Annotated in this window: 21 protein-coding genes and 1 tRNA gene; 1 reads left to right on the top strand and 21 read right to left on the bottom strand. The window is 69.2% G+C overall.

The window, feature by feature from the left end:
• Positions 1–61: 61 nt before the first annotated feature.
• The 18 genes from E7V67_008750 to E7V67_008665 all read right to left on the bottom strand — a co-directional run bounded on the left by E7V67_008750 (position 62) and on the right by E7V67_008665 (position 16,824).
• Entirely contained in the window at positions 62–1,651 is a 1,590-nt protein-coding gene (locus E7V67_008750; protein ID WUR15178.1) for a 4Fe-4S binding protein, read from the bottom strand.
• Positions 1,648–2,160 (bottom strand): DUF3306 domain-containing protein, encoded by a 513-nt coding sequence (locus E7V67_008745; GenBank protein WUR15177.1) that lies wholly within the window; start codon positions 2,158–2,160, stop codon positions 1,648–1,650. The genes E7V67_008750 and E7V67_008745 overlap by 4 nt, the downstream gene beginning before the upstream one ends.
• Positions 2,153–2,593: a DUF3305 domain-containing protein gene (locus E7V67_008740; GenBank protein ID WUR15176.1), complete on the bottom strand. Its 441-nt coding sequence runs from the start codon at positions 2,591–2,593 to the stop codon at positions 2,153–2,155. The genes E7V67_008745 and E7V67_008740 overlap by 8 nt, the downstream gene beginning before the upstream one ends.
• Positions 2,590–3,006: a hypothetical protein gene (locus E7V67_008735; protein WUR15175.1), complete on the bottom strand. Its 417-nt coding sequence runs from the start codon at positions 3,004–3,006 to the stop codon at positions 2,590–2,592. The genes E7V67_008740 and E7V67_008735 overlap by 4 nt, the downstream gene beginning before the upstream one ends.
• Positions 3,003–3,431 carry a hypothetical protein gene (locus E7V67_008730; protein WUR15174.1) on the bottom strand — a complete coding sequence of 143 codons (429 nt, stop codon included), beginning with the start codon at positions 3,429–3,431 and terminating at the stop codon, positions 3,003–3,005. The genes E7V67_008735 and E7V67_008730 overlap by 4 nt, the downstream gene beginning before the upstream one ends.
• Entirely contained in the window at positions 3,431–4,525 is a 1,095-nt protein-coding gene (locus E7V67_008725) for a formate dehydrogenase subunit gamma (GenBank protein WUR15173.1), read from the bottom strand. The genes E7V67_008730 and E7V67_008725 overlap by 1 nt, the downstream gene beginning before the upstream one ends.
• A 10-nt stretch (positions 4,526–4,535) precedes the next feature.
• Positions 4,536–4,763 carry a hypothetical protein gene (locus tag E7V67_008720; GenBank protein WUR15172.1) on the bottom strand — a complete coding sequence of 76 codons (228 nt, stop codon included), beginning with the start codon at positions 4,761–4,763 and terminating at the stop codon, positions 4,536–4,538.
• The gene (gene fdh3B / locus E7V67_008715; GenBank protein WUR15171.1) at positions 4,748–5,425 is read right to left on the bottom strand and encodes a formate dehydrogenase FDH3 subunit beta; all 678 of its coding nucleotides are present in this window, start codon (positions 5,423–5,425) and stop codon (positions 4,748–4,750) included. Before fdh3B ends, E7V67_008720 begins: the two co-directional genes overlap by 16 nt.
• Positions 5,426–5,438: 13 nt before the next feature.
• The gene (locus E7V67_008710; protein ID WUR15170.1) at positions 5,439–8,261 is read right to left on the bottom strand and encodes a formate dehydrogenase subunit alpha; all 2,823 of its coding nucleotides are present in this window, start codon (positions 8,259–8,261) and stop codon (positions 5,439–5,441) included.
• A gap of 12 nt (positions 8,262–8,273) precedes the next feature.
• Positions 8,274–8,492, bottom strand: coding sequence for a formate dehydrogenase (locus tag E7V67_008705; protein ID WUR15169.1), 219 nt, complete (start codon positions 8,490–8,492; stop codon positions 8,274–8,276).
• Positions 8,493–8,502: 10 nt separating this feature from the next.
• Positions 8,503–9,168, bottom strand: coding sequence for a molecular chaperone TorD family protein (locus E7V67_008700; protein WUR15168.1), 666 nt, complete (start codon positions 9,166–9,168; stop codon positions 8,503–8,505).
• Between the two features lie 172 nt (positions 9,169–9,340).
• Positions 9,341–9,778, bottom strand: a complete 438-nt coding sequence (locus E7V67_008695; GenBank protein WUR15167.1) for a hypothetical protein — start codon at positions 9,776–9,778, stop codon at positions 9,341–9,343.
• Positions 9,775–9,903: a hypothetical protein gene (locus E7V67_008690; GenBank protein ID WUR15166.1), complete on the bottom strand. Its 129-nt coding sequence runs from the start codon at positions 9,901–9,903 to the stop codon at positions 9,775–9,777. The genes E7V67_008695 and E7V67_008690 overlap by 4 nt, the downstream gene beginning before the upstream one ends.
• Before the next feature lie 108 nt (positions 9,904–10,011).
• Positions 10,012–10,134 carry a DUF2474 family protein gene (locus E7V67_008685; GenBank protein WUR15165.1) on the bottom strand — a complete coding sequence of 41 codons (123 nt, stop codon included), beginning with the start codon at positions 10,132–10,134 and terminating at the stop codon, positions 10,012–10,014.
• Complete coding sequence (gene cydB, locus E7V67_008680; protein WUR15164.1) at positions 10,134–11,141, bottom strand: cytochrome d ubiquinol oxidase subunit II; 1,008 nt, start codon at positions 11,139–11,141, stop codon at positions 10,134–10,136. Before cydB ends, E7V67_008685 begins: the two co-directional genes overlap by 1 nt.
• A 1-nt stretch (position 11,142) precedes the next feature.
• Complete coding sequence (locus E7V67_008675; GenBank protein ID WUR15163.1) at positions 11,143–12,585, bottom strand: cytochrome ubiquinol oxidase subunit I; 1,443 nt, start codon at positions 12,583–12,585, stop codon at positions 11,143–11,145.
• Positions 12,586–12,696: 111 nt separating this feature from the next.
• A complete protein-coding gene (locus E7V67_008670; GenBank protein WUR15162.1) occupies positions 12,697–13,368 on the bottom strand; it encodes a PEP-CTERM sorting domain-containing protein in 672 nt (223 codons plus the stop codon).
• Between the two features lie 30 nt (positions 13,369–13,398).
• Positions 13,399–16,824, bottom strand: coding sequence for an SdrD B-like domain-containing protein (locus tag E7V67_008665; GenBank protein WUR15161.1), 3,426 nt, complete (start codon positions 16,822–16,824; stop codon positions 13,399–13,401).
• A 334-nt stretch (positions 16,825–17,158) separates the two neighbouring features.
• Between E7V67_008665 and E7V67_008660 the strand changes: the two genes are divergently transcribed.
• Positions 17,159–17,719, top strand: coding sequence for a hypothetical protein (locus E7V67_008660; protein WUR15160.1), 561 nt, complete (start codon positions 17,159–17,161; stop codon positions 17,717–17,719).
• A gap of 562 nt (positions 17,720–18,281) precedes the next feature.
• Here E7V67_008660 and E7V67_008655 read toward each other — a convergent pair.
• From E7V67_008655 to E7V67_008645, 3 genes are all read right to left on the bottom strand, one after another.
• Positions 18,282–18,371, bottom strand: a tRNA-Ser gene (locus tag E7V67_008655).
• A gap of 115 nt (positions 18,372–18,486) precedes the next feature.
• On the bottom strand, positions 18,487–20,091 hold the full coding sequence (locus E7V67_008650) for a L,D-transpeptidase family protein (GenBank protein ID WUR15159.1): 1,605 nt from the start codon (positions 20,089–20,091) through the stop codon (positions 18,487–18,489).
• Positions 20,088–20,495 carry a hemerythrin domain-containing protein gene (locus E7V67_008645; GenBank protein ID WUR15158.1) on the bottom strand — a complete coding sequence of 136 codons (408 nt, stop codon included), beginning with the start codon at positions 20,493–20,495 and terminating at the stop codon, positions 20,088–20,090. The genes E7V67_008650 and E7V67_008645 overlap by 4 nt, the downstream gene beginning before the upstream one ends.
• Between the last annotated feature and the right edge of the window lie 142 nt (positions 20,496–20,637).

The raw sequence follows: 20,637 nt of genomic DNA, 5'->3' as shown, positions 1-20,637 counted from the left end.
GTCAAAGACCCGCAGATAGGTGCCTGACACCAGTGTTCGGTGCTTCATACACTGCGGGGTTTCAGCCCCGCCGCAGCGGGATCACGCGCATCTCGTCCTGCGGCGCCATCATGTCGACGACGCGGCAGTCGCCGCACATCTTCATGCGCTCCAGGTTGCCGGCGAAGGCCGCGTGGCCACCGAGGCGCGCCAACATGGTCTCGATCATCTGCACCGTGCCGAACGGCTTGTCGCAACGGATGCAGTGAAACGGCTGCGAGCCGTGCAGCACGAACGGCGTGTTGCGCGTGGCTTTGAACGACATGCGCGACACCAGCCGGATCGCCTGCTCGGGGCAGGTATTGGCGCACAGGCCGCACTGCACGCAGTTCTTCTCGACGAAACGCAGTTGCGGCAGCGTGTCGCCGCCTTGCAGCGCGGAAGCGGGACAGGCGCCGACGCAGGCCATGCACAGGCTGCACGCGGCCGTATTCAGCGCGATCGCGCCGAACGGCGCGCCGGCCGCCAGCGCCACCGTCTGCGGTTGCGCGTGGGCGTGCCGGTGCAGATGATCCAGCGCGTATTCCAGCGTATCGCGTTTGTTGGCGGCGATGTCGAACGTGGCCGGCTCGAGCGGCACCTCGCCGCGCGCATAGCGGCCCGTGTCGCCGAGCGTGAAATGGGGGCCGGCATACCCCAGGCCGTCCATGATCGCCTGCGCCAGCGCCATCTGCCGTTCCAGCGCGGCCAGATACTGCGGCGCCTCGGTCCCGGCCAGCAGCACGGCGACGCCGGCGGCGCCATACGCCAGGGCGCTCAGCCACACGTCGATGCCGGTCGCCGCCGAATGGTGCAGCGCCAGCGGGATGACGCCCGGCGCGGCTGCGGGCGGCGTGGCGGCGTCATGGAACAGGATGACGGGTGCCGTGCCGCCGGCGCCGCGGTAGGCCTGCAGCGCGGCTTTCAGGCGCCGCCCCAGCTGCGTGGCGGTGGGATAGGCATACGACAGCGCGCCGGTCGGGCACACCGTGGTGCAGGCGCCGCAGCCGGCGCACAGGTAGGGATTGACCTCGATGCGGTCGCCGGCGCCCGCGATCGCCCCGGCCGAGCAGATCTCGACGCAGGCACTGCAGCCTGTCAGCGTGTTGCGGCCGTGCGCGCACAGGCGTTCCTTGTACGCGAAGTATTTCGGCTTCTCGAAGTCGCCCACCAGGTCCAGCAGCGCGTCGGCGGCGGCCTGGCGCGCGGCCGGGTCGGGCCCGGGCGCGTGGTAGCCGTGCGGCGCCTGGTGCGTGCCGATCAGGGGCTGCCCGCCCAGGTCCAGCACGAGGTCGAACGCGGCGGAACGCGCTTCGTCCGCCCCGCCCTGCCAGCGCACGGCAAACGCGCCCAGCCAGCCGCTCAGCGCGATGCGCTCGGCGGCAAAGACCGGATACGTGCGCTCGGGTACCGCGCCGTCGCGCAGCAGCAGCGTGACGGGCAGCGCACGGGCCAGGTAATCGGCCAGCGCCAGCGCTTCCGGCCCGGCGCCGATGACGACGGTATTGCCGGCGGAGCGGTAGGTGACGGCGTCCTGCGCTTGGGCAGCCGGCAATGCCGCCAGCGCGGCCAGGGCCGCCTGCGTCGTGGCGTCCGGGCTGGTTTGCGCCGCGGGGAAATACGCAATATTCATACGGTGATGTCGTCCGGGTCGGGGTCGGCCGCGGGGTCCGGCGCCGCTGATGGCGCGTGGACGCCAGGATCGGCGCCGGCCGGTTCGGTCGGATCGGTCTTGCTGGTATCGGCCGGGTCGGGGTGCGTCGTGGCGGCAGGGTCCTCCTCGTCCGCCACGCGGCCGACCACATTGCGCGCGTGCTGCAGCGCGGCCATCATCGCGGCGGGGATCGGACTGGCCTGCGTGTAGTCGCCCATATAGATATCCAGGCCGTCCGGCACGTTGAAGTGCGGGTCGGCGAACAGTTTTTTCAGCGCCAGCCGGCGCACCGCGCCGTCCACGCCAGGCGTCACGAAGCGGCTGAAGTCCGCGTCCGCGCCCAGCTGCGCCACGTCGGCCAGCGTGGGCGGTGCCGGCCGGGCCGGCTCGGCGACGGCCGGCGCTGGCGCGACCGCCTCCTCGGTGACGCCGCTTTTCAGCCGCGACCAGCGCCGCAGGAAACCGGCCGACTGCGATGTTTCAGCCATGCTGGCGCCCCCGCTTCGGCTTCGGCTGGTAATGCGCGTGCAGGTAGGCGCGCAGCCAGGCCTGCACCTCCGGCGGCATCGCCACCCCGTCGGCGTTCTCGCCGGAGTCGAACATGCGCGTGCCCTCGACGTAGCTGACGGAAGCGCGCACCGGCATCGCGCGACCGTCCTGCATGCGCCACAGCACGAACACTTTCGCTTCCGGCGCCATGAAGTTCTCGTAGTAGCCCTCGTTCTCGTCCGGGTACAGCTCCAGCTCCAGGCCGGAGACGAGGTAGTCGTCGCCCTCGGGACTCTGCGACAGCATCCGCAGCGGCGGCAGGCTGCCACTGTCGCGCACGATGCCGACGGCGGCCCAGGCCTCGCCGGCCCAGCGGTGGCGCGGCGTGCGGCGCTGCATGATCACGGCGATCGGCATGCTTCCCAGTTTCATTGCATCTCGCGTTTCGGTTTGTTGACGGTGGGCGGCGTGCCACGCGGTACCGGCTGCGTGGGCCGGGCCTTGACGTCCTCGCTGGCCGGCGCCGTACCCAGCTTCTCGCTGCGCACCGGCACTGGCGCCGCTGGCGGGGCCGGCGTTGCCGGCGCGGTGACTGCCGCGGCAGGCGCCGCAACCGCTACCGGCGGATGCGTGCTCCAGCCTTCTTTCGCGGCGCGGGCACGCCAGCGCGCACTGACCGCGTCCATCGACTGCAGCAGCGCCGCCTTGTCCTGCTGCGCCTGGGCGTCGGCCTGGGCCTTCTTGGCCGCCGCCGCCGCGGCCTGTTGCGGCGTCGGCGGCGGCAAGGTGGCATGCGCCAGCGCGCTCGCCAGCAGCAGGGCAGCGCCCGGCATGACGTTCTTCATCTTGCCCCTCCCGGATCGCGGTGGACGGCCGCGCCGCCGGCACCAGGTTCGGTCGAAGTCGGCGCGGCCGGCTTGCCCATGTCGCCCGGCGGCAGCGTGGCGCCGGGACGGCCCGCGCTGTCCGGCTGGCTGGTGCCGCGCGACGGCCCCTGGCCGGATTCCTGCACGGTGCCGCCGGTCGCCGCACCCGACGTGTTGCCGCCGGAGCCGCCGGCAATGCCCGGTGTGCCGCCGGCATAGGTGGCATCGGTGACGGGCCGGCTGCTGCGGGCGATCACCTCGCCGCTGGTGCCGCCGCCGGCCGAGACCTGGCCGGGGAACTTCGTCTGCACCACGCCGTTGGCCGCCGCGTGCTCGCGCTCGCAGCCGGCCAGCAGCAGCGGCAGCAGCACCAGCGCGCAGCGCAGAAAGACCGGTGCTGTCATCAGTGCCCCCGCGGTGCGTTGCCTGGGCCCGGCCGGGGATGCGGGTGGCCGGCCGGCGGTGGCCGCGTGCCGCCCTGCCCCGTTGCCTGCACTTCCTCGTACCACAGCGAGTGGTGGGCGCGCGCCCATTCCTCGTCCACGTAGCCCTCGCGCATGGCGCGGTAGGCGCCGGGCGTGCCCAGGGTGCCGATGTAGATGTGGCCCATCGCGGCGGCGATGTAGAAGGTGGCGCCCGCCAGATGCAGGTAGTTCGCGATCTGCATCACGTAGCGGGTCTGGCCGACGGCGAAATCGAGCACCAGGCCGCTGACCGACATGACGAGGCCCAGCAAGGTCACGCCGAACCAGAACCACGCCTTCTCGCCGGCGTTGAAGAAGCCGGCCGGCACGTGCTTGTGCGTCACCAGCCCGCCGCCCTGCCTGACCCATTGCCAGTCCACGCGGCGCGGGATGTTGCGGCGCAGGAAGGTGACGAACATCAGCACCGAGCAGACGATGAACAGCGGCCCGGCGAAATTGTGCAGGTACTTCGACACGTAGGCCAGGCTCGAAAAGATGTCGTGTCCCAGCAGCGGCAGCAGCACCACCTTGCCGAACAGGATGACGAGGCCGGTTGCCGCCAGCAGCAGGAAGCTGATGGCCGTGGCCCAGTGCACCCAGCGCTCCCAGCGGTTGAAGCGCTGCAGGCGCCGGCCCGATTCCGGCGCATCGAGGCGGGCCGGACCGACGGCGCTGTAGAACAGGAAGATCGCCAGCAGCGCCAGCACGAGGATCATGCCGGCCGTCGTGGCGAGCGGACCGTTGCGCCATTCGCGCCAGGTATTGCCGCCGCGCTGGACGATGACGTTGCCCTCGGTGGCGCCGTACTGGCCGAGGTAGTGCCGGTCGACGTGCACGCGGCCGGAGGCCGGGTCGGCCAGGCCCGGTTCGGGCGTGCGCGAGTCGGCTTCGACCTGCAGCATCGTCTGCTCTTCCGCATAGGCCGGCGTCGCGTCCTTGTTGGGAACGGCGGCGTGGGCGAATTGCGCGAAGGCCCACAGCAGCAGCAGGAAGGCCAGCCATGACCGAGCGCGCGCGAAGATGAGAGGTCCCATGATGAAGTCCTTACGGGTTGGCCCGGTTGTATTCGTTCTGCTTGTCGTTGCGGTTCATGATCGTCGCCATCCAGGCGAAGCGGTCGCCGTGGAAGCGGGTCTGGAAATGCCGGTTGTCGCGCTTGCCCGCGTACTGCCCTTCCTTCCAGCCGGGGTGCTGGTCCACTTCCAGGCAACCGCACAGCAGCACGGGCAACAGCAGTACTGCCAGCCGCCGCGCCCTCACGGGATCCTCCATGGATCGTTCTGGCTGTCGCCGACCTGCTGGTTCTCGCGCGGCAGGTCGCCCCGCACCTGGGTTTCGCCGCGCTTCGAGCGGCCGTAGGCGATCTTCCAGCCCCACAGCTCGGGACCGTAGCCGCGCGTCTCGACGCGCTGGCGGTAGATGTTGGCGACGACATCGGCATCGCCGCCCAGCAGCGCCTTGGTGCCGCACATCTCGGCGCAGGCGGGCAGCTTGCCCTCGGCGATGCGGTTGCGGCCGTATTTCTTGAACTCGGCGTCCGAGGTATCCGGTTCCGGCCCGCCGGCGCAGAAGGTGCACTTGTCCATCTTGCCGCGGTGGTTGAACAGACCCGTCTCGGGGAACTGCGGCGCGCCGAACGGGCAGGCGTAATAACAGTAGCCGCAGCCGATGCACTGGTCCTTGCTGTGCAGGACGATGCCGTCCTCGGTGTGGTAGATGCAGTTCACCGGGCAGACCGCCAGGCAGGGCGCGTCGGTGCAGTGCATGCAAGCGACGGAGACGGAGCGCTCGCCCGGCACGCCGTCGTTGATCGTCACGACGCGGCGGCGGTTGATCCCCCACGGCAGTTCGTGCTCGTTCTTGCAGGCGGTCACGCAGCCGTTGCAGTCGATGCAGCGCTCCGTGTCGCAGATGAATTTCATGCGTGCGGCCATGCTTGTTCCTCCTTCAGGCCCGCGCCAGCCGGCACAGCGAGACCTTGGTTTCCTGCATCATCGTCACGGCGTCGTAGCCGTACGTCCAGCCGGTGTTGACGGACTCGCCGCGCACTTCCGGGGCGCCGCCCTCCGGGTAATGCTTCTCCAGGTCCTCGCCCATCCACCAGCCGCCGAAGTGGAACGGCATCCACACCGTCCCGGGCGGCACCCGCGGCGTGACCATCGCCATCATCTTCAGGCGCGCGCCCGTCGGCGTCTCGATCCAGATGTATTCGCCCAGCTTCGCGCCCACCTGCGCCGCGTCCTGCGGGTTCACCTCGCAGAACATGTGCTGCTGCAGCTCGGCCAGCCAGGGATTGGAACGGGTCTCCTCGCCGCCGCCCTCGTATTCGACCAGGCGGCCGGACGTCATGATCAGCGGATAGTCCTTCGAGAAGTCCACCGCCTGCACCGACTTGTACAGGGTGGGCAGGCGCCAGAAGTTGGCCTTGTCGTCGTAGGTGGGATACTTCGCCACTAGGTCGCGCCGCGGCGACAGCAGCGGCTCGCGGTGCACCGGTACGGGATCGGGGAAGTTCCACACGTGGCAGCGCGCCCGCGCATTGCCATACGGCGCGCAGCCGTGCGCGATGGCCACGCGGATGATCCCGCCGGACAGGTCGGTCTTCCAGTTCTTGCCCTCGGCAGCAGCCTGCTCGGCCGGCGTCAGCTCGGCCCACCAGCCCAGCTTTTTCAGGAACACGTGGTCGAACTCCGGGTAGCCGGTATCGATCTCGCTGTCCCGGTTGGTCGAGCCGTCCGCCGCCAGCAGCGACTGGCCGTCGTGCTCCACGCCCCAGTTCGCGCGGAACGGCAGGCCGCCCTGCGCGATCGGCTTGGACAGGTCGTACAGGATCGGCGTGCCCGGGTGCTTCATCTCCGGCGTGCCCCAGCACGGCCAGGGCAGGCCGTAGTAGTCGCCCTTGCAGGGTCCCGACTCGGCGCGCAGCGTGGTGGGATTGAAGGTGTGCTTGTTTTCCATGTGGAGCTTCAGGCGCTCGGGCGAGCAGCCCGTGTAGCCGATCGTCCAGCACGAGCGGTTGATCTCGCGCAGGATGTCCTCCACCACCGGCTCGTTGTGGACCACCTTGATGCGCTTGCACAGCTGCTCGGCGAAGCCCAGCTTGCGCGCGAACAGGTACATGATCTCATGGTCCGTCTTGCATTCGAACAGCGGCTGGATCACCCGTTCGCGCCACTGGATGCTGCGATTCGACGCCGTCACCGAGCCCTGTGTCTCGAACTGCGAGGCAGCCGGCAGCAGGTAGACGCCGTCCTGGCGGCCGTGCATGGCTGCCGTCAGGCTGGGATATGGGTCGATCACGACCAGCATGTCGAGCTTCTGCATGGCCGCCTTCATGTCCGGCAGGCGGGTCTGGCTGTTCGGTGCGTGGCCCCAGTAGAACACCGCACGCAGGTTGCTGGGCTGGTCCATGTACTGGGCCTGCTCGTTGACCGCGTCGTACCAGCGCGAAACCGTGATGCCCGGCTTTTCCATCAGTTCCTTGGAGCCGAAGCGCCCTTTCAACCATTCATAATCGACGTCCCACACGGTGGCGAAATGCTTCCACGCGCCCTCGGCCAGGCCGTAGTAGCCGGGCAGCGAATCGGCGTTCGGTCCCACGTCGGTGGCGCCCTGCACGTTGTCGTGGCCACGGTAGATGTTGGCGCCGCCGCCCGGCACGCCGATATTGCCCAGCGCGAGCTGCAGGATCGACAGCGCCCGCACATTGGCCGTGCCCACGTGGTGCTGCGTGATGCCCATGCACCACACCACGGACGACGGCCGGTTCAGCGCCAGCATCTCGGCGGCCGTGCGCACCGCCGCTTCCGGCACGCCCGTCACGTCCGACACCTTTTCCGGCGTCCACTTGGCCACTTCCTTGCGCACCTCCTCCATGCCGTAGGTGCGGTCCGCGATGAACTTTCTATCCTCCCAGCCGTTGGCGAAGATGTGCCACAGGATGCCCCACACCAGCGCGATGTCCGTGCCGGGACGGATGCGGATGTAGTGGTGGGCGAAGCGCGCCGTGCGCGTGAAGCGCGGGTCGATGACGATCATCTTCGCGCCCAGCTCTTTCGCATGCAGGAAGTGCAGCATCGAGATCGGGTGCGCCTCGGCCGGGTTGGAGCCGATGAACAGCACCGCCTTGCTGTAATGGAGGTCGTTGAAGGAATTGGTCATCGCGCCGTAGCCGTAGGTCTGCGCGACGCCGGCCACGGTGGTGGAGTGGCAGATGCGGGCCTGGTGGTCGACGTTGTTGGAACCCCATAGCGAGACCCATTTGCGCAGCAGGTAGGCCTGCTCGTTGTTGTGCTTCGAGCTGCCGATCACCATCAGCGCATCCGGCCCGGCGTTCTGGCGCAAAGCCAGCAGGCGCTCGCCGATCTCGTCGATGGCCTGGTCCCAGGAGATGCGCTGGTACTTGCCCTTGACCAGCTTCATCGGATAGCGCAGCCGGTGTTCGCCGAAGCCGTGCTCGCGTACCGACGCGCCCTTGGCGCAGTGGGCCCCCATGTTCAGCGGCGAATCGAACGCCGGCTCCTGGCGCACCCAGACGCCGTTGCTGACCACCGCCTCGACCGAGCAGCCCACCGAGCAGTGGCTGCACACGGTGTGCTTGATCTCGGTCTTGACGGGCGCGTTCGGCACGGGGTCGGCCGCTGCCGCCGGCTGCATGATGTTCAACGGCAGGTGGCGCGCCAGCGCCCCCGCACCGGCCGTGATGCCGGCACCGACCAGGAAGCGGCGCCGGCGGCGGCCTTCGTCGGGCGTGATCTTTTGCAGGGACATGGTGCTCCTCGGTTACCAGTACGCGGCAGTCTGGTAGTAGCGGCGGATGTGCTCCGTCTCGTGATAGCCGCGCTGGGCCGGCTGCGCCGCTGCCGCCACCGGTGCCGCCGCTGCGGCGGCCGGAGCCGGCCCGGCCACCAGCGCCAGGGCGCCCAGTGGCGCGACCTTCAGGAAGGCGCGCCGCGCGCGCAACTGCTCGTCGCCGGTGGCGGTGGAGTCGATGTCGGTCATGGTTGATCCTTCAAGCGAGCGCCAGATCGGCCGTGCCGTCGACGGCGAAGGCCTGCGCTTCGATGGTGAGAAACGCCGCGACGAAGTCCGCCACGACACGATAGAAGTTCGCCCCCGGTCCCCGCCCGATATCGGCCAGGCCGCGCTCGAACCAGGGCGCGACATGGGCGTCGAACAACTGCCGTTGGCGCGTCAGCGGCCGGCCGGACAGGATCAGCACGCGCATCGTCTCGCACAGCGCACCGAGGTGGTCCTCGAACTCGGCGACGCCGGCGACCCGGGCCAATCCCAGCGCGGCCAGGTCGGCGCGCAGGCGCGCCAGCGGCGTATCGTTGAGGAAGCCGGACAGGTACAGGGAACCGTAGGGATTGACGGGCGGCGTGCCCAGGCTGATGAAGAGGCCATCGAATTCTTCCGCCACCGCCGCGGCATCGACGACGCCAGCGGCCAGCACGAGGCGCTCCCACGCATCCTCCAGGGGCCGTTCGTCGTGGCTGCCGAGGATCGGATCGGCCGCTGCCAGGTCGGCCAGCAAGGCCGCGTCCGGCGGTGCCAGCAGCAGGCGCGCGGCCAACGCGTACAGGTCGGCCCGGGCCTGGTCTTCAGCGCCGAGCGGCGGCGCGACGGGCGCGACGGTGGGTTGGCTGGCGGAACAACACGCTGACTGGCCCGGCACGGAGTGGTCTCCCGTTAGCAAAATCATAGGAGAAGTGTACGTTGCGCATGGGGATGCCGGGCGCACGGTTGAACAGCGCGAAAGCGGCCGGGACCTGCGCCGCTACCGCCGAGCCCGTGTCAGCTTTCGTGCCTGACCCCGATGTTGACACGGGCTCGGCGGTATAGGCCGGTCAGCGCCCTGCCAGGCGCGGCCAGGCCTGCCACAGCCCGGCCAGATGGACCAGGCCGATGGCGGCGCAGATGGCGGAGCTCACGTACCAGAATGCCGGGCTGTTGCCGGGAAAGTGCGCCTGCAGCGGAACGAACAGCAGGCCACGCGCCAGGTAGACGGTCGTGACGCCGGCCAGCGCCCAGCGCAGCAGCGGCAGGCGGCCGATCAGCCCGGCGCCGGACCAGGCATACAGGCCCCACAGCGCCAGCACGGCGGCGATCGCCAGCGTGACCAGCGTCGGCTGCCACCGGCCTTGTGCGACGGCGGCCGCCATGCGTTCGCCCGCGCCCATGGCGAGGTACCAGCGCGGCCCGCCGGCGATGCAGGCCAGGTGGCCGATGGCGGCGGTCAGCGACATGGCGCCGGCCAGCAGCAGCGCCGTGCGCCCGCGCGTCACAGGCCGCACAGCGGAAAGCCGGGCGTCGTCGGCAGGCATTTCGTTGCCGATTCCCAGGCGGCACAGCCGCTGACGGCAAGGCACAGCAGGCCGGCGACGGCCAGCCGCTTGACGGTCGTGATCAATGCAGGTCCCATATCTGGCAGAGTGAAATGACAGGCGCCGGCGTGCCAGGGCACGGCCGACGGCGCCAGATTACCCGTACCTTATGTTTTTGGCAAGCAAGCGGGCGCTCAGCGCATGCCGGCCGCGTGCATCAGCAGGCGCAGCAACCCCGCCACCGCGGCCAGCGCCGCCACGCCGCCGCACCAGAACACCAGCAGCCAGCCGAGCCGGCGCAGCCAGCGCGGCGCCATTAGTGGTAGCCCTCGCCCGCCTTGACCTTGCCGCGGAAGACGAAGTACGACCAGGCGGTATACATCAGGATGAACGGCAGGATGCACAGCGTGCCGGCCAGCGCGAAGCGCTGGCTCGATGGCGGCGCCGCCGCTTCCCAGATCGTGATGTAGGGCGGCACGATGTGCGGCCAGATGCTGATCGCCATGCCCGCGTAGGCCAGGAACACCAGCGCCAGCGCCATCAGGAAGGGCAGCCGGTGCGGGTTGCGCGACAGGGAGCGCAGCAGCACGAACACGGCCAGCAGCACCAGCGCCGGTACCGGCGCGAGCAGCGCCATATTGGGGAAGCTGAACCAGCGCTCGGCCACCTGCGGGTAGCGCAGCGGCGTCCAGACGCTGACCGCGACGATGGCCGCCAGCATCAGGAATGTCAGCGGCCGCGTGAGGCGCAGCATGCGCTGCTGCAACGACCCTTCCGTCTTCATGATCAGCCAGGTGGCGCCCAGCAGCGTGTAGGCGATCATCGTGCCGCAGCCGGCGGCCAGCGCGAACGGCGACAGCCAGCCCAGCGCCGTGCCGCTGAAGCTGCGGCCGGAGACCGGAATGCCGCTCAGGAAGGCACCCAGCGCCACGCCCTGGAAGAACGCGGCCACCAGCGAGCCGCCGATGAAGGCCTTGTCCCAGACGTGGCGCTCGCGCTCGCGCGCCTTGAAGCGGAACTCGAACGCGACGCCGCGAAACAGCAATCCCAGCAGCATGAAGATCAGCGGCAGGTACAGGCCGGACAGCACGATCGAATACGCCACCGGAAAGGCCGCCAGCAAACCCGCGCCGCCCAGCACCAGCCAGGTCTCGTTGCCGTCCCACACGGGCGCCACGGTGTTCATCATCACGTCGCGGTCGGCCCGCGCCGGCACGAACGGGTACAGCATGCCGATGCCCAGGTCGAAGCCGTCCATGACGACGTACATGAACACGCCGAAAAAGACGATGGCGGCCCAGATCACGGTGATGTCGACGTCCATGTCAATCCCCTCCCCGGTCAGGCGGCAACGGCAATCCCTCGTCCGCCCCCTCCTGCGCCGCCGACAGCGGCCGGGCCGGCGTGCGCCCGGCGCCCGGGCCGCCCTGCGGCGCCTGCTGCAGGTCGGCCGCCTGCGGCCCCTTGCGCACCAGCCGCAGCACGTAGGCGATGCCGACGCCGAACACGAACAGGTAGCTGACGACGAACAGCGCCAAGGTCAGCGCCAGCGTGCCGGCGCCATGCGGCGACACCGCGTCGGCCGTGCGCAGCAGGCCGTACACGACCCACGGCTGACGGCCCACCTCGGTCGTGACCCAGCCGGCCAGGATGGCCAGCAGCCCGGCCGGCCCCATCGCCACGGCCGCACGCAGGAACCGGCGCTGGCCATACAGGCGGCCGCCGCGGCGCAGCCACAGGCTCCACACGCCCAGCGCGATCATGGCCAGGCCCAGGCCCACCATCGCGCGAAAGCTCCAGAATACGATCAGGGCGTTCGGCCGCTCGTCGGCCGGGAACTGCTTCAGGCCGGGCACCTGGCCGTTCCAGCTGTGCGTCAGGATCACGCTGCCCAGGTGCGGGATGCCGACGGCATGGCGGGTCCGTTCCGCCTGCATGTCCGGGATGCCGAACAGCAGCAGTGGCAGCGCCTCGCCGGGACGGTTGTCCCAGTGCCCTTCCATCGCCGCCAGCTTGGCCGGCTGGTGGCGCGCCGTGTTCAGGCCGTGCAGGTCGCCGATCACCGCCTGCAGCGGCGCCACCAGCAGCACCATCCACATCGCCATCGACAGCATCTTGCGCACCGCCGCGCCGTCGCGCCCGCGCAGCAGCTGCCAGGCGCCGGCAGCGCCCACGAACAGCGCCGTCGACAGGTAGGCCGCCGTGCCCATGTGGGCCAGCCGGTACGGGAAGGAAGGATTCAGGATGACGGCCAGCCAGTCCACCGGCACGGCGCGGCCGTTGACGATTGCATGGCCCTGCGGCGTCTGCATCCAGCTGTTCGAGGCCAGGATCCAGGTGGCCGAGATCAGCGTGCCCAGGGCCACCATGCAGGTGGCGAAGAAATGCAGGCCCGGCCCGACGCGCGTACGCCCGAACAGCATCACACCGAGGAAGCCCGCCTCCAGGAAGAAGGCGGTCAGCACCTCGTAGGCCAGCAGCGGCCCGGTGATGCCGCCGGCGAATTCGGAGAACTGGCTCCAGTTGGTGCCGAACTGGTAGGCCATCACGATGCCGGACACCACGCCCATGCCGAACGTCACGGCAAAGATGCGCAGCCAGTAATGATACAGATCCAGGTAGACGGCCCGGCGCGTGACGAGCCAGCAGCCTTCCAGCACGGCCAGGTAGCTGGCCATGCCGATCGTCAATGCCGGAAATACGATGTGGAACGCCATCGTGAACGCGAACTGGATCCTGGCCAGTTCGAGTGCGGTAAATCCCAACATGCACTGCCCTCGCCGCTTGCTTTTCGGTGAGGGCGAATGTAGCACGCTGGCGCCGGGCGCACGATTGCGCGCCGGCGCAACGATCGCGGGCGCTGGCGCCGCGTTGCCGGATCAGCCGCGGCGGCGGCGCGCGACGAAGCCCAGCGCGGCCAGGCCGAGGCCGAACATCGCCAGCGACGACGGCTCCGGCACGGCGCTGACCGTCACCACGCTCTGCGAACCGGCCGCCGCGTAGGTGGTGAAGCGGTACTTGTTTTCGATGGCGAGGCTCTCGTCCTGCGCAGTCGCCAGCATGGCGGCCGCGCCGTTGATGATGATCTGCGCCTTGGGGCCGTTGTCGCTCATTACAACGGCCAGCGCGCCGCTGGCCAGGTTGCCGTCGTCGGCAATCAGTTCCCACAGCGCCAGCTGGAAGCTCAGTGCCGTCACACGCTTGGCGCCCGTCACCTGGCCCATGCCCGAATAGTCGATACTCGAGTAGTACTGCGAGTACAGGCGCTTGACGTCGTCGTCGAAGACGGCGTTGGTCGTCCCGGCATACGTCGTCGTGGTGGTGAACATCGGCGTGGTAGGGTCGATGCAGAAGGCCAGCAGCGTGGCGTCGTCCGTCACGCTCCACACGGGCACGGTGCGGGCGATGCTGGCGCTGCCGAAGTTGGCGCCGGCCTGCGTCGTGAGGCCCTGCGAGGCGACGGAGTTGACGATGACGCCGGCGTGGGCGGCGCCCGCCATGGCCAGGGTGGCGGCGGCGATGATCTGGACGATGGGTTTGATGGTTTTCATGGTGTCTTCTTTTCGTTGTAGTGAGTGCGATTACAGGACAGGCTGCTGCAGTTCCGGCTGGCCGACCAGCTGGGCCATGTTCGGCGCCGCGATGCCGGCGGCGGCCGCGTCGGCGGCGGCGACGTTGAAGTACACGTCCGTCATGTCGGCCGCATGGCCGTTGACGACGGCGCTGCTGCGCTCCAGGTGGAGGTTGCCGTTCGCATCCAGGAACGGCAGCTCCTCGAACGTTGCGCCCAGGGCCGTGACGCCGGCCTGCGCCAGGGAGATCAGCTCGCCGGCATCGGTGCGGCCGTTGCTGTTGGCGTCCTGCCACAGCGCCAAGGCGCCGAACTGCGCGTCGTGCGCGTCGACGACACCGTCGCCGTTGCTGTCGAAGCTGGCCAGCTTGGCGAAGCCGCTGCCCTTGGCCGCGCCGCCGAACAGTTCCCCGATGCCGTCGATGCTGCCGTTGCCGTTGGCGTCGATGGCCAGGAAGGCATCGCCGGCGGACAGCCAGCCGGACTGGATGGCGCGGCCGGTGCCCAGCAGGTCGAAGCTGCCGTGGAAGTCGGCGCGGGCGATCGTGTGGATGCCGTCGCCGTTCAGGTCGATGGCGATCGGCGTGATGGCCGCGTCCCAGCTCATGTCGTTCTCGCCGGAGGACAGGAACGTGGTGTCGGTGTAGCTGACGCCGACCTTGCTGATGCCGTCGCCGTTGACGTCGGAGTCGATCGCGTCGTTGCTGCCGGTGTTCTTGACGCCCCACTTCCAGTCGTTCATCGAGTAGGTGCGGTTGCTCAGGTCGGTGAACAGCACATTGGTCTTGTCGAACTTCAGGTAGTAGCTGCCCGGGTCCAGGTTGCTGAACAGGTAGGCGCCCTTGGCGTCCGTGACGGTGCTGCCGACCAGCGTGCCGGTGGCGGCGTTGTACAGCGCGACCTTGACCTTGCCGATGCCTTCCTCGCCGCGGTCCTGCACGCCGTTGTGGTTGGCGTCGCGCCAGACCTTGTCGCCGATGCTGGCCTTGCGGTACAGGCCCGCGTCGATACTGGTGTTCTGCTCGCCCGCGGCCAGCGTGAAGGTGCCGCTGCTGGACGTGTTGCCTGCACTGCCGCCGGCCAGGTCGCGGAAGTCGGAATCCAGGCTGTCGCTGCCCATGTTGGCCTTGGTCGTATACCAGCCGTTCGGCTTGACCACTTCGACGCTGTAGCTGCCGGCCTGCAGGTTGCCGAACTTATAGCTGCCATCGGCGGCCGTGACGGTGGAAGCTTGCAGGTTGTGGGCGGCATCGTACAGGCGCACGGTGACGCCGCACACGCCCGCCTCGCCGGCATCCTGCACGCCATCGAAGTCGCTGTCTTCCCATACGCGATTGCCGACCGAGGCCGCCGCCGTCACGCCCGCGTCCACGCTGGTGTTGTTCTCGCCCGAGACCAGGGTGACCTGGTGCGAGCGGCCGTCCGCGCCGATGTCGGAGTCGCGCGCGTCGTCGCTGCCGGCGTCGCGCCGCGTGATTACGTAGCCCGAAGGCAGTGCCGATTTGTCGAACTGCACGCTGTAGCTGCCGGGCTTCAGGTTGGCGAACTGGTACAGGCCGTTGCAGTCGGTCGTCGTCGTCGCCAGCGCCTTGCCGGCGCCGTCCAGCAGCGTCACCCTGGCGCCGCCGATGCCCGCTTCGCCGCTGTCCTGGATGCCGTCGCCGTCGCAGTCGTACCAGACCTTGTTGCCCAGCGAGGCGGCGCGGTACAGGCCCGCGTCGATGGTGGCGAGCTTGTCGCCGCCACGCACGGTGAACTGGGCGGTGGCGCCATTGGCGCCGATATCGCTGTCGGTGGCGTCGTCGCCCGCGTCGGCCGTCGTGGCCAGGTAGCCTGTGGGCGCCTTCACGGCCACGCTGTACGTGCCGGCGGCCGCCTTGAAGCTGTAGGCGCCGGCCGCGTCGGTGGTGGTGCTGGCGACGATCTTGCCGGTGGCGTCCTTCAGCTGCACGGTGACGCCGCCGATGCCGGTCTCGCCACTGTCCTGCGTGCCGTTGCCGTTCCGGTCTTCCCATACGCGGTCGCCGATGGTGGCCATCTCGTCCACCAGGCCGGCGGCCAGCGTGGCGTGCGCGCCGGAAGCGAGCGTGACGGAGGCCGTGCTGCCGTCGTCACGCGCGGCCGAGTCCAGGCCCGGCGTGGTGAACTTCAGGCCGGCCGGCAAGGTCGCGCTGTCGAACTTAAGGCTGTAGCTGCCCGGCTTCAGGTTGGCGAACGTGTAGCCGCCATTGGCATCGGTCACCGCGCTGGCCACGGCCTGGCCTGCGCTGTCGAGCAGCACGACCTTCACATTGGCCACGGCCGTCTCGCCGGCGTCGCGCACGCCGTCGCGGTCCGCGTCCAGCCAGGCCTGGCTGGTCAGCGAGGCCGCACGATACAGGCCGCCGTCGGCCGCGTTATTGACTTCGCCCTGCGCCAGCTTGATGGCGTCGGTGCGGCCGCTGGCATCGAAATCGCTGTCGGCGCCGCGGTCGCTGCCCTGGCCCTTGGCCGTGACGACGTAGCCGCTCGGGGCGCGCAGCTGCGCCGTGTAGCTGCCGGCGGCCACGTTGAAGAAGTACTGGCCGTCGTTGCCGGTGGTGGTGGTCTTGACGACGGCGCCGCTGGCGTCCAGCAGTTCGACCGTCACGCCGGCGATGCCGCGTTCACCGGCGTCCTGGATGCCGTTGCCGTTGCCGTCTTCCCAGATGGTGTCGCCCAGCTGGGCCAGTGCGCCCTCGCCGCCGGTCGGCGGCGGGTTGTCCGGCGGCGTGGGAACCGGCACTTTGAAGGTCAGGTGGTTCTCGGCCACGCTGGTGTCCTGCGCCCCCGGGCCCACGGTGCCGCCGTTGTCGCGCACGTGGAAGCCGACTTCGACCACCCCGCCCGTCGTGGCGGACGGCACGAAGGTCAGCACGCCGGCGCGCAGCTCAAGCGCCGTCACTTCGGTGCCGGCGGCGATCGCGGCGCCGCGCAGCAGCACCTGGCCGGCCAGCGGCAGCGCCGTGATGATGACGGACTGGAAAGCGTCGCCCTCGACCGGGTCGCGGAAACCGAAGGCGTCCTCGCCCAGCACGACCGGGGTGCGGTCGGCCAGGTCGTAGGAACGGTCGGCGCCGAACGGCGCGTCGTTGACGGGATCGACGACGATCTTCAGGGTCAGGGTGACCAGGTCGCCGTCCTCGCCCGCGACCAGGAATTCATAGGTGGAGAAGCCGCCGTTGTAGTTCGGCTGCCAGGCGCCGGGACGCACGTACAGCGTCTGCTCGTCAACCGTGCCGAACAGCGGCGTGTTGTCGAAGACCCGGGTGCCGTCCGGCAGGATGGCGACGAACTCGGAAATCGTGACGTCCTGGGCGCTGGTGTAGCCGGCTTGCGCGAGGATGTCGCGCAGCGCCAGGTTGACGGAAGTGTCCTCGTAGACGTGGATGGTACTGGCCAGTGAAAGATCGCTCATGCGTTGTCGTTCCGGCTCGTGGCCGGCAGTTCAAATAAGGGTAGATGAAAGGACAGGATGGCGTGGCGAGGTCTTGGCCAGCGGCGGTCAACTGTCGCGTGATGCTCCTTACGCGTTATTAACTTTTATATCCTGAAGAACATTATTGTTGCAGATTTTGTAAAGTAAAGCCAGTTTTACAACGTTCGTGATCAATCTTTTAACGACTTGTTGTTTCTTTACAAAACCAGCCGGCAGCGCTTGTGGTATGCGGCCCCGCTCGCGACAGGTGTCACGCGACGCCAACCGTCCGTGGGCTAGACTGGCGTATGTGTTCAGCGCGGACGGAGGCACCATGCAAGCTAAAACGGCAACAGGGCGCAGCCAGGACAGTGTGACGCAAGCGCCGGAGCGCAATGGTATCGACAAGGGTGCGGAGGGCGAGCGCCAGCTGAACGACTGGTTCAGCCGGCATCTGCTGCCATACGTCGCGATTTGCCAGGCACCCGGTTCGTTCGCCCCGCTGTTCCGGGGCGCCGTCAAGCGCCCGGATTTCCTGATGCTGGTCGAGGGCGTCGGCTTGCTGGCCATCGACGCCAAGAACAAGAAGTGTTCGCACGGCTTCACGCTGGAGCTGGAGACGGAGTTGAAAAAGGCCGTGGCGTTCGAACGGCTGTTCCGCCTTCCGCTGTGGTATGCGTTTTCGGATTGCGACGCGGGCATGGACGGCTGGTATTGGATCAGCGCGCTGAAGGCCGTCGAGGTGGGCATGACGCGAACCGCGACCGACAGCAAGCTGGCGTTTCTCGCCATCGAGCTGAAGCACTTCGAGCATATACGGGTGCCGGCCGACCTGGCGAAGCTGTACACGCACAGGGCGGGTGGGTATGAACGCCTGCGCGACTTGGGAGGTTAAGGGACTGTCGTATTGGCGCGGCACGCGGTTGGCCGTGCGGGGGTGCTCGGGTTCAGGGTCGTGGCGGCGCGGGTCTGCGCTGCGCGGGTCTGCGCTGCGCGGGTCTGCGCTGCGCGGGGCCGGGCTGCGCGCTGGCGCGCTTGCACCGGTTTTGGCGTGCGCCGCACGCTGCGAGAGCCTTGCGCGTTGCGCTCGTCTCTCTCGGCAATAGACGACGCATACATCGCGCGCCCTCGGCGCGCGGCGCTGGCGCGAAGCGCCAGCAGATGGGCGATTCGGAGAGCCGAGCGCCGGTAGGCGCTCGTCTTCGAAACTGCCGCCTTGGCGCACCCTCTTCCGTCCAGACAAATAAAAACGGCGTCCCGCAGGGGAGGCGCGCCTGGGTTTGATGACAGACGATGCACATGTCGCGCGCCCCCGGCGCGCGGCGCTGGCGCGAAGCGCCAGCAGATGGGCGATTCGGAGAGCCGAGCGCCGGTAGGCGCTCGTCTTCGAATCCCACCCTCTTCCGTCCAGACAAATAAAAACGGCCTCCCGCAGGGGAGGCCGTTTTTATTTGTTCTGGCGGAGAGGGTGGGATTCGAACCCACGGATGGGTTGCCCCATCGCTTGATTTCGAGTCAAGTACATTCGACCACTCTGCCACCTCTCCTTTTTCCACCGCGCGCAGAGCGAACGCTGTAGAACCCCGCCCTGCCATGCAACGCGAGAGGCGCCATTCTAGCGAAGAGTTACTGCCGCGTCAAATCCGGGCCACATTCTTCCGATCAGGGCGCATCCCAGCGCCGCGCCAGCGCCGCATCCAGCCCGTACACGTCCGCCAGGAACGTTACCGTGCCATCGGCTTCCGCGATCGCCGTCGTATAGAAGATCACTACCGGCAACGGCGCCTGCAGACGGACCACCCGCGTCGTGCCCGGCGCCATCGCCTGCGCCACCGCGGCCGCGTCCCAGCCCTGCTCGACCAGCACGAAGCCGGCCAGCGCGGCCGGGTCCTGCACGCGGATGCAGCCGTGGCTGAAATCGCGCCGGGCACGTTCGAACAGCGCGCGCGCCGGCGTGCCGTGCAGGTAGATGTTCATCGAGTTCGGCAGCACGAACTTGACGGCGCCCAGCGCGTTGTCGGGCCCCGGGCGCTGCCGCACCCGCGCCGCGCCGCTGCGCAGGCGGCCCAGGATTGCGGCATCGACGTCCTGCGTCGCGGCGCCAGCCAGAACCACTTCCATATTGTTGCGGCGCAGATAATCCGGATCGCGCGCCACGTGCGCCAGCAACTCGTTGCGCAGGATGCTGGGGGGAACGTTCCAGTACGGATTGAACTCGACCTGGCGCATCGTCCCGATGAACACCGGCGTCGGCGTGCGCAGGGCCTTGCCGACGATGACCGGCATGTCCAGCACCGGCCGTGCCTCCCCGGCGTGACGGTCGACCGCCCACAGCCGGTACGACGGCAGGTTGATCACCACCACGCGCCGTTCCGGCAACGCCGGCAGCCAGCGCAGCCGTTCCAGCGCGAAGGCCAGTTGGCGCACACGCTCGCGCAGCGGCACGTTCAGCGCGGCCAGCGTGGCGCGACCGGCAATGCCGTCCGCGCCCAGGCCGTGACGCTGCTGGAAGCGCCGCAGCGCCGCGACCAGCTGCCCGTCGTCACCTGGCCCGTCGGCCAGGTCGCCCAGCTCGACCAGCCGGCGTCGCAAGGCGGCGCTGTCGCGTGCGTCGGCCCCAGCGGTACGCGGCGCGACACTGGCCGGCACCGCCGTGTCGCCCTGCGCGGCCATCGCACGGTAGCGGCGCAGCGCGTCCTGCAGCCGGCCATACAAGCCGAAATGCGGCACGGCTCGGGCCTCCAGCCCGGCCAGACCATGACCGGCAAGCGCTTCCTGCAGCAGCGCGGCCGCGTCGAAACGTTGCTCGGGCCGTGCGTCGGACGACAGCACCGTGCCGCGGGTGCGGCCGGCATGCAGGTCGACCAGATAACGCAGGACAGCGCGGCTGAGCATGACGTCGGCACCCGTGGCGGCGCTCGCGTCGCCGCCACCCAGCCGCGCCACGGCATCCCGCGCCGCCGCATAATCGGCCGGCTCCAGGCCATGGTCCGCCGCGCCGTCCAGCAGGGCCAGCGCGGCCTGCACGTCGGCGGATGCGCGCCAGGCCAGGCGGTAGCCGCGCTCCGCGTAGAAGCGCGCCAGCACGGCGGCATCCTCGCGCCGGGCCGGCGCCTGCGCCGCCTGGTCAGCCAGCAATGCGCGGATTTGCCCGGGGTCCTGTTCTTGCGCGACGGCGCCGCCACCCACGCAGATGAGCAGCAGCAGAGCGCCGTGCCGGACGGCGCGCCACGGCAAGGCCCGCGACAGCCAGGACGTTCCCGTCATTCCGGCTGCGCCGTCACGCCCTGGGCCCGTCGCAGGGCCATGACGAGGGCCCGGTCCATGGTCGTGATATGCAGCTGCAACCATTCGGCCAGCAAGTCGACGGCATGGTGCGCCGGCTGCGGATCGCCTTCGGCCAGCGCGGCCGCCGCGTGGTGCAGCCCCGCCAGCGCTCGCGCGTGCTGTTCGCGATGGCCGCGCAGCGCGGCGTAGCGCATGCGTTCCATCGCCTCCTCTTCCTCGCGGAAGTCGCGCTCGAGCGCCGCCACGCAGGCATGGTAGGCCGCGGCGAAATCGGTCGCCGGCACGAAGGTCAGCTTGCCCAGCGTGTCATACAGGGCGCGATGCGCCGTATCCATGACGGGTTCCCCCAACAGCAGGTCGGGGCTCCAGTGTGCGCGAACCATTGCATTCTCCAGTTGTTCAGCAGTACCGCGGCGTCATGCCCGCGTCCGCCCATGCCGATGCCGCATCGGGCCACGACAACTGTACTGCACGCCTTGCGCCCGCCGCGGCGGCGCGCATGATCAGGATCAAACGACACGGCAA

The sequence above is a fragment of the [Empedobacter] haloabium genome, from assembly GCA_008011715.2.
Taxonomy (GTDB): domain Bacteria; phylum Pseudomonadota; class Gammaproteobacteria; order Burkholderiales; family Burkholderiaceae_D; genus Rugamonas; species Rugamonas haloabia.
The sequence above is the reverse complement of the archived record's forward strand: the minus strand, read 5'-3'. Positions and strand labels throughout refer to the sequence as shown.

Coding starts and splice junctions, on each gene's coding strand:
- E7V67_008750 (WUR15178.1), bottom strand. CDS start 1,651: ATGAATATTGCGTATTTCCCCGCGGCGCAAACCAGCCCGGACGCCACG.
- E7V67_008745 (WUR15177.1), bottom strand. CDS start 2,160: ATGGCTGAAACATCGCAGTCGGCCGGTTTCCTGCGGCGCTGGTCGCGG.
- E7V67_008740 (WUR15176.1), bottom strand. CDS start 2,593: ATGAAACTGGGAAGCATGCCGATCGCCGTGATCATGCAGCGCCGCACG.
- E7V67_008735 (WUR15175.1), bottom strand. CDS start 3,006: ATGAAGAACGTCATGCCGGGCGCTGCCCTGCTGCTGGCGAGCGCGCTG.
- E7V67_008730 (WUR15174.1), bottom strand. CDS start 3,431: ATGACAGCACCGGTCTTTCTGCGCTGCGCGCTGGTGCTGCTGCCGCTG.
- E7V67_008725 (WUR15173.1), bottom strand. CDS start 4,525: ATGGGACCTCTCATCTTCGCGCGCGCTCGGTCATGGCTGGCCTTCCTG.
- E7V67_008720 (WUR15172.1), bottom strand. CDS start 4,763: ATGGAGGATCCCGTGAGGGCGCGGCGGCTGGCAGTACTGCTGTTGCCC.
- fdh3B (WUR15171.1), bottom strand. CDS start 5,425: ATGGCCGCACGCATGAAATTCATCTGCGACACGGAGCGCTGCATCGAC.
- E7V67_008710 (WUR15170.1), bottom strand. CDS start 8,261: ATGTCCCTGCAAAAGATCACGCCCGACGAAGGCCGCCGCCGGCGCCGC.
- E7V67_008705 (WUR15169.1), bottom strand. CDS start 8,492: ATGACCGACATCGACTCCACCGCCACCGGCGACGAGCAGTTGCGCGCG.
- E7V67_008685 (WUR15165.1), bottom strand. CDS start 10,134: ATGGCGCCGCGCTGGCTGCGCCGGCTCGGCTGGCTGCTGGTGTTCTGG.
- cydB (WUR15164.1), bottom strand. CDS start 11,141: ATGGACGTCGACATCACCGTGATCTGGGCCGCCATCGTCTTTTTCGGC.
- E7V67_008675 (WUR15163.1), bottom strand. CDS start 12,585: ATGTTGGGATTTACCGCACTCGAACTGGCCAGGATCCAGTTCGCGTTC.
- E7V67_008670 (WUR15162.1), bottom strand. CDS start 13,368: ATGAAAACCATCAAACCCATCGTCCAGATCATCGCCGCCGCCACCCTG.
- E7V67_008665 (WUR15161.1), bottom strand. CDS start 16,824: ATGAGCGATCTTTCACTGGCCAGTACCATCCACGTCTACGAGGACACT.
- E7V67_008660 (WUR15160.1), top strand. CDS start 17,159: ATGCAAGCTAAAACGGCAACAGGGCGCAGCCAGGACAGTGTGACGCAA.
- E7V67_008650 (WUR15159.1), bottom strand. CDS start 20,091: ATGACGGGAACGTCCTGGCTGTCGCGGGCCTTGCCGTGGCGCGCCGTC.
- E7V67_008645 (WUR15158.1), bottom strand. CDS start 20,495: ATGGTTCGCGCACACTGGAGCCCCGACCTGCTGTTGGGGGAACCCGTC.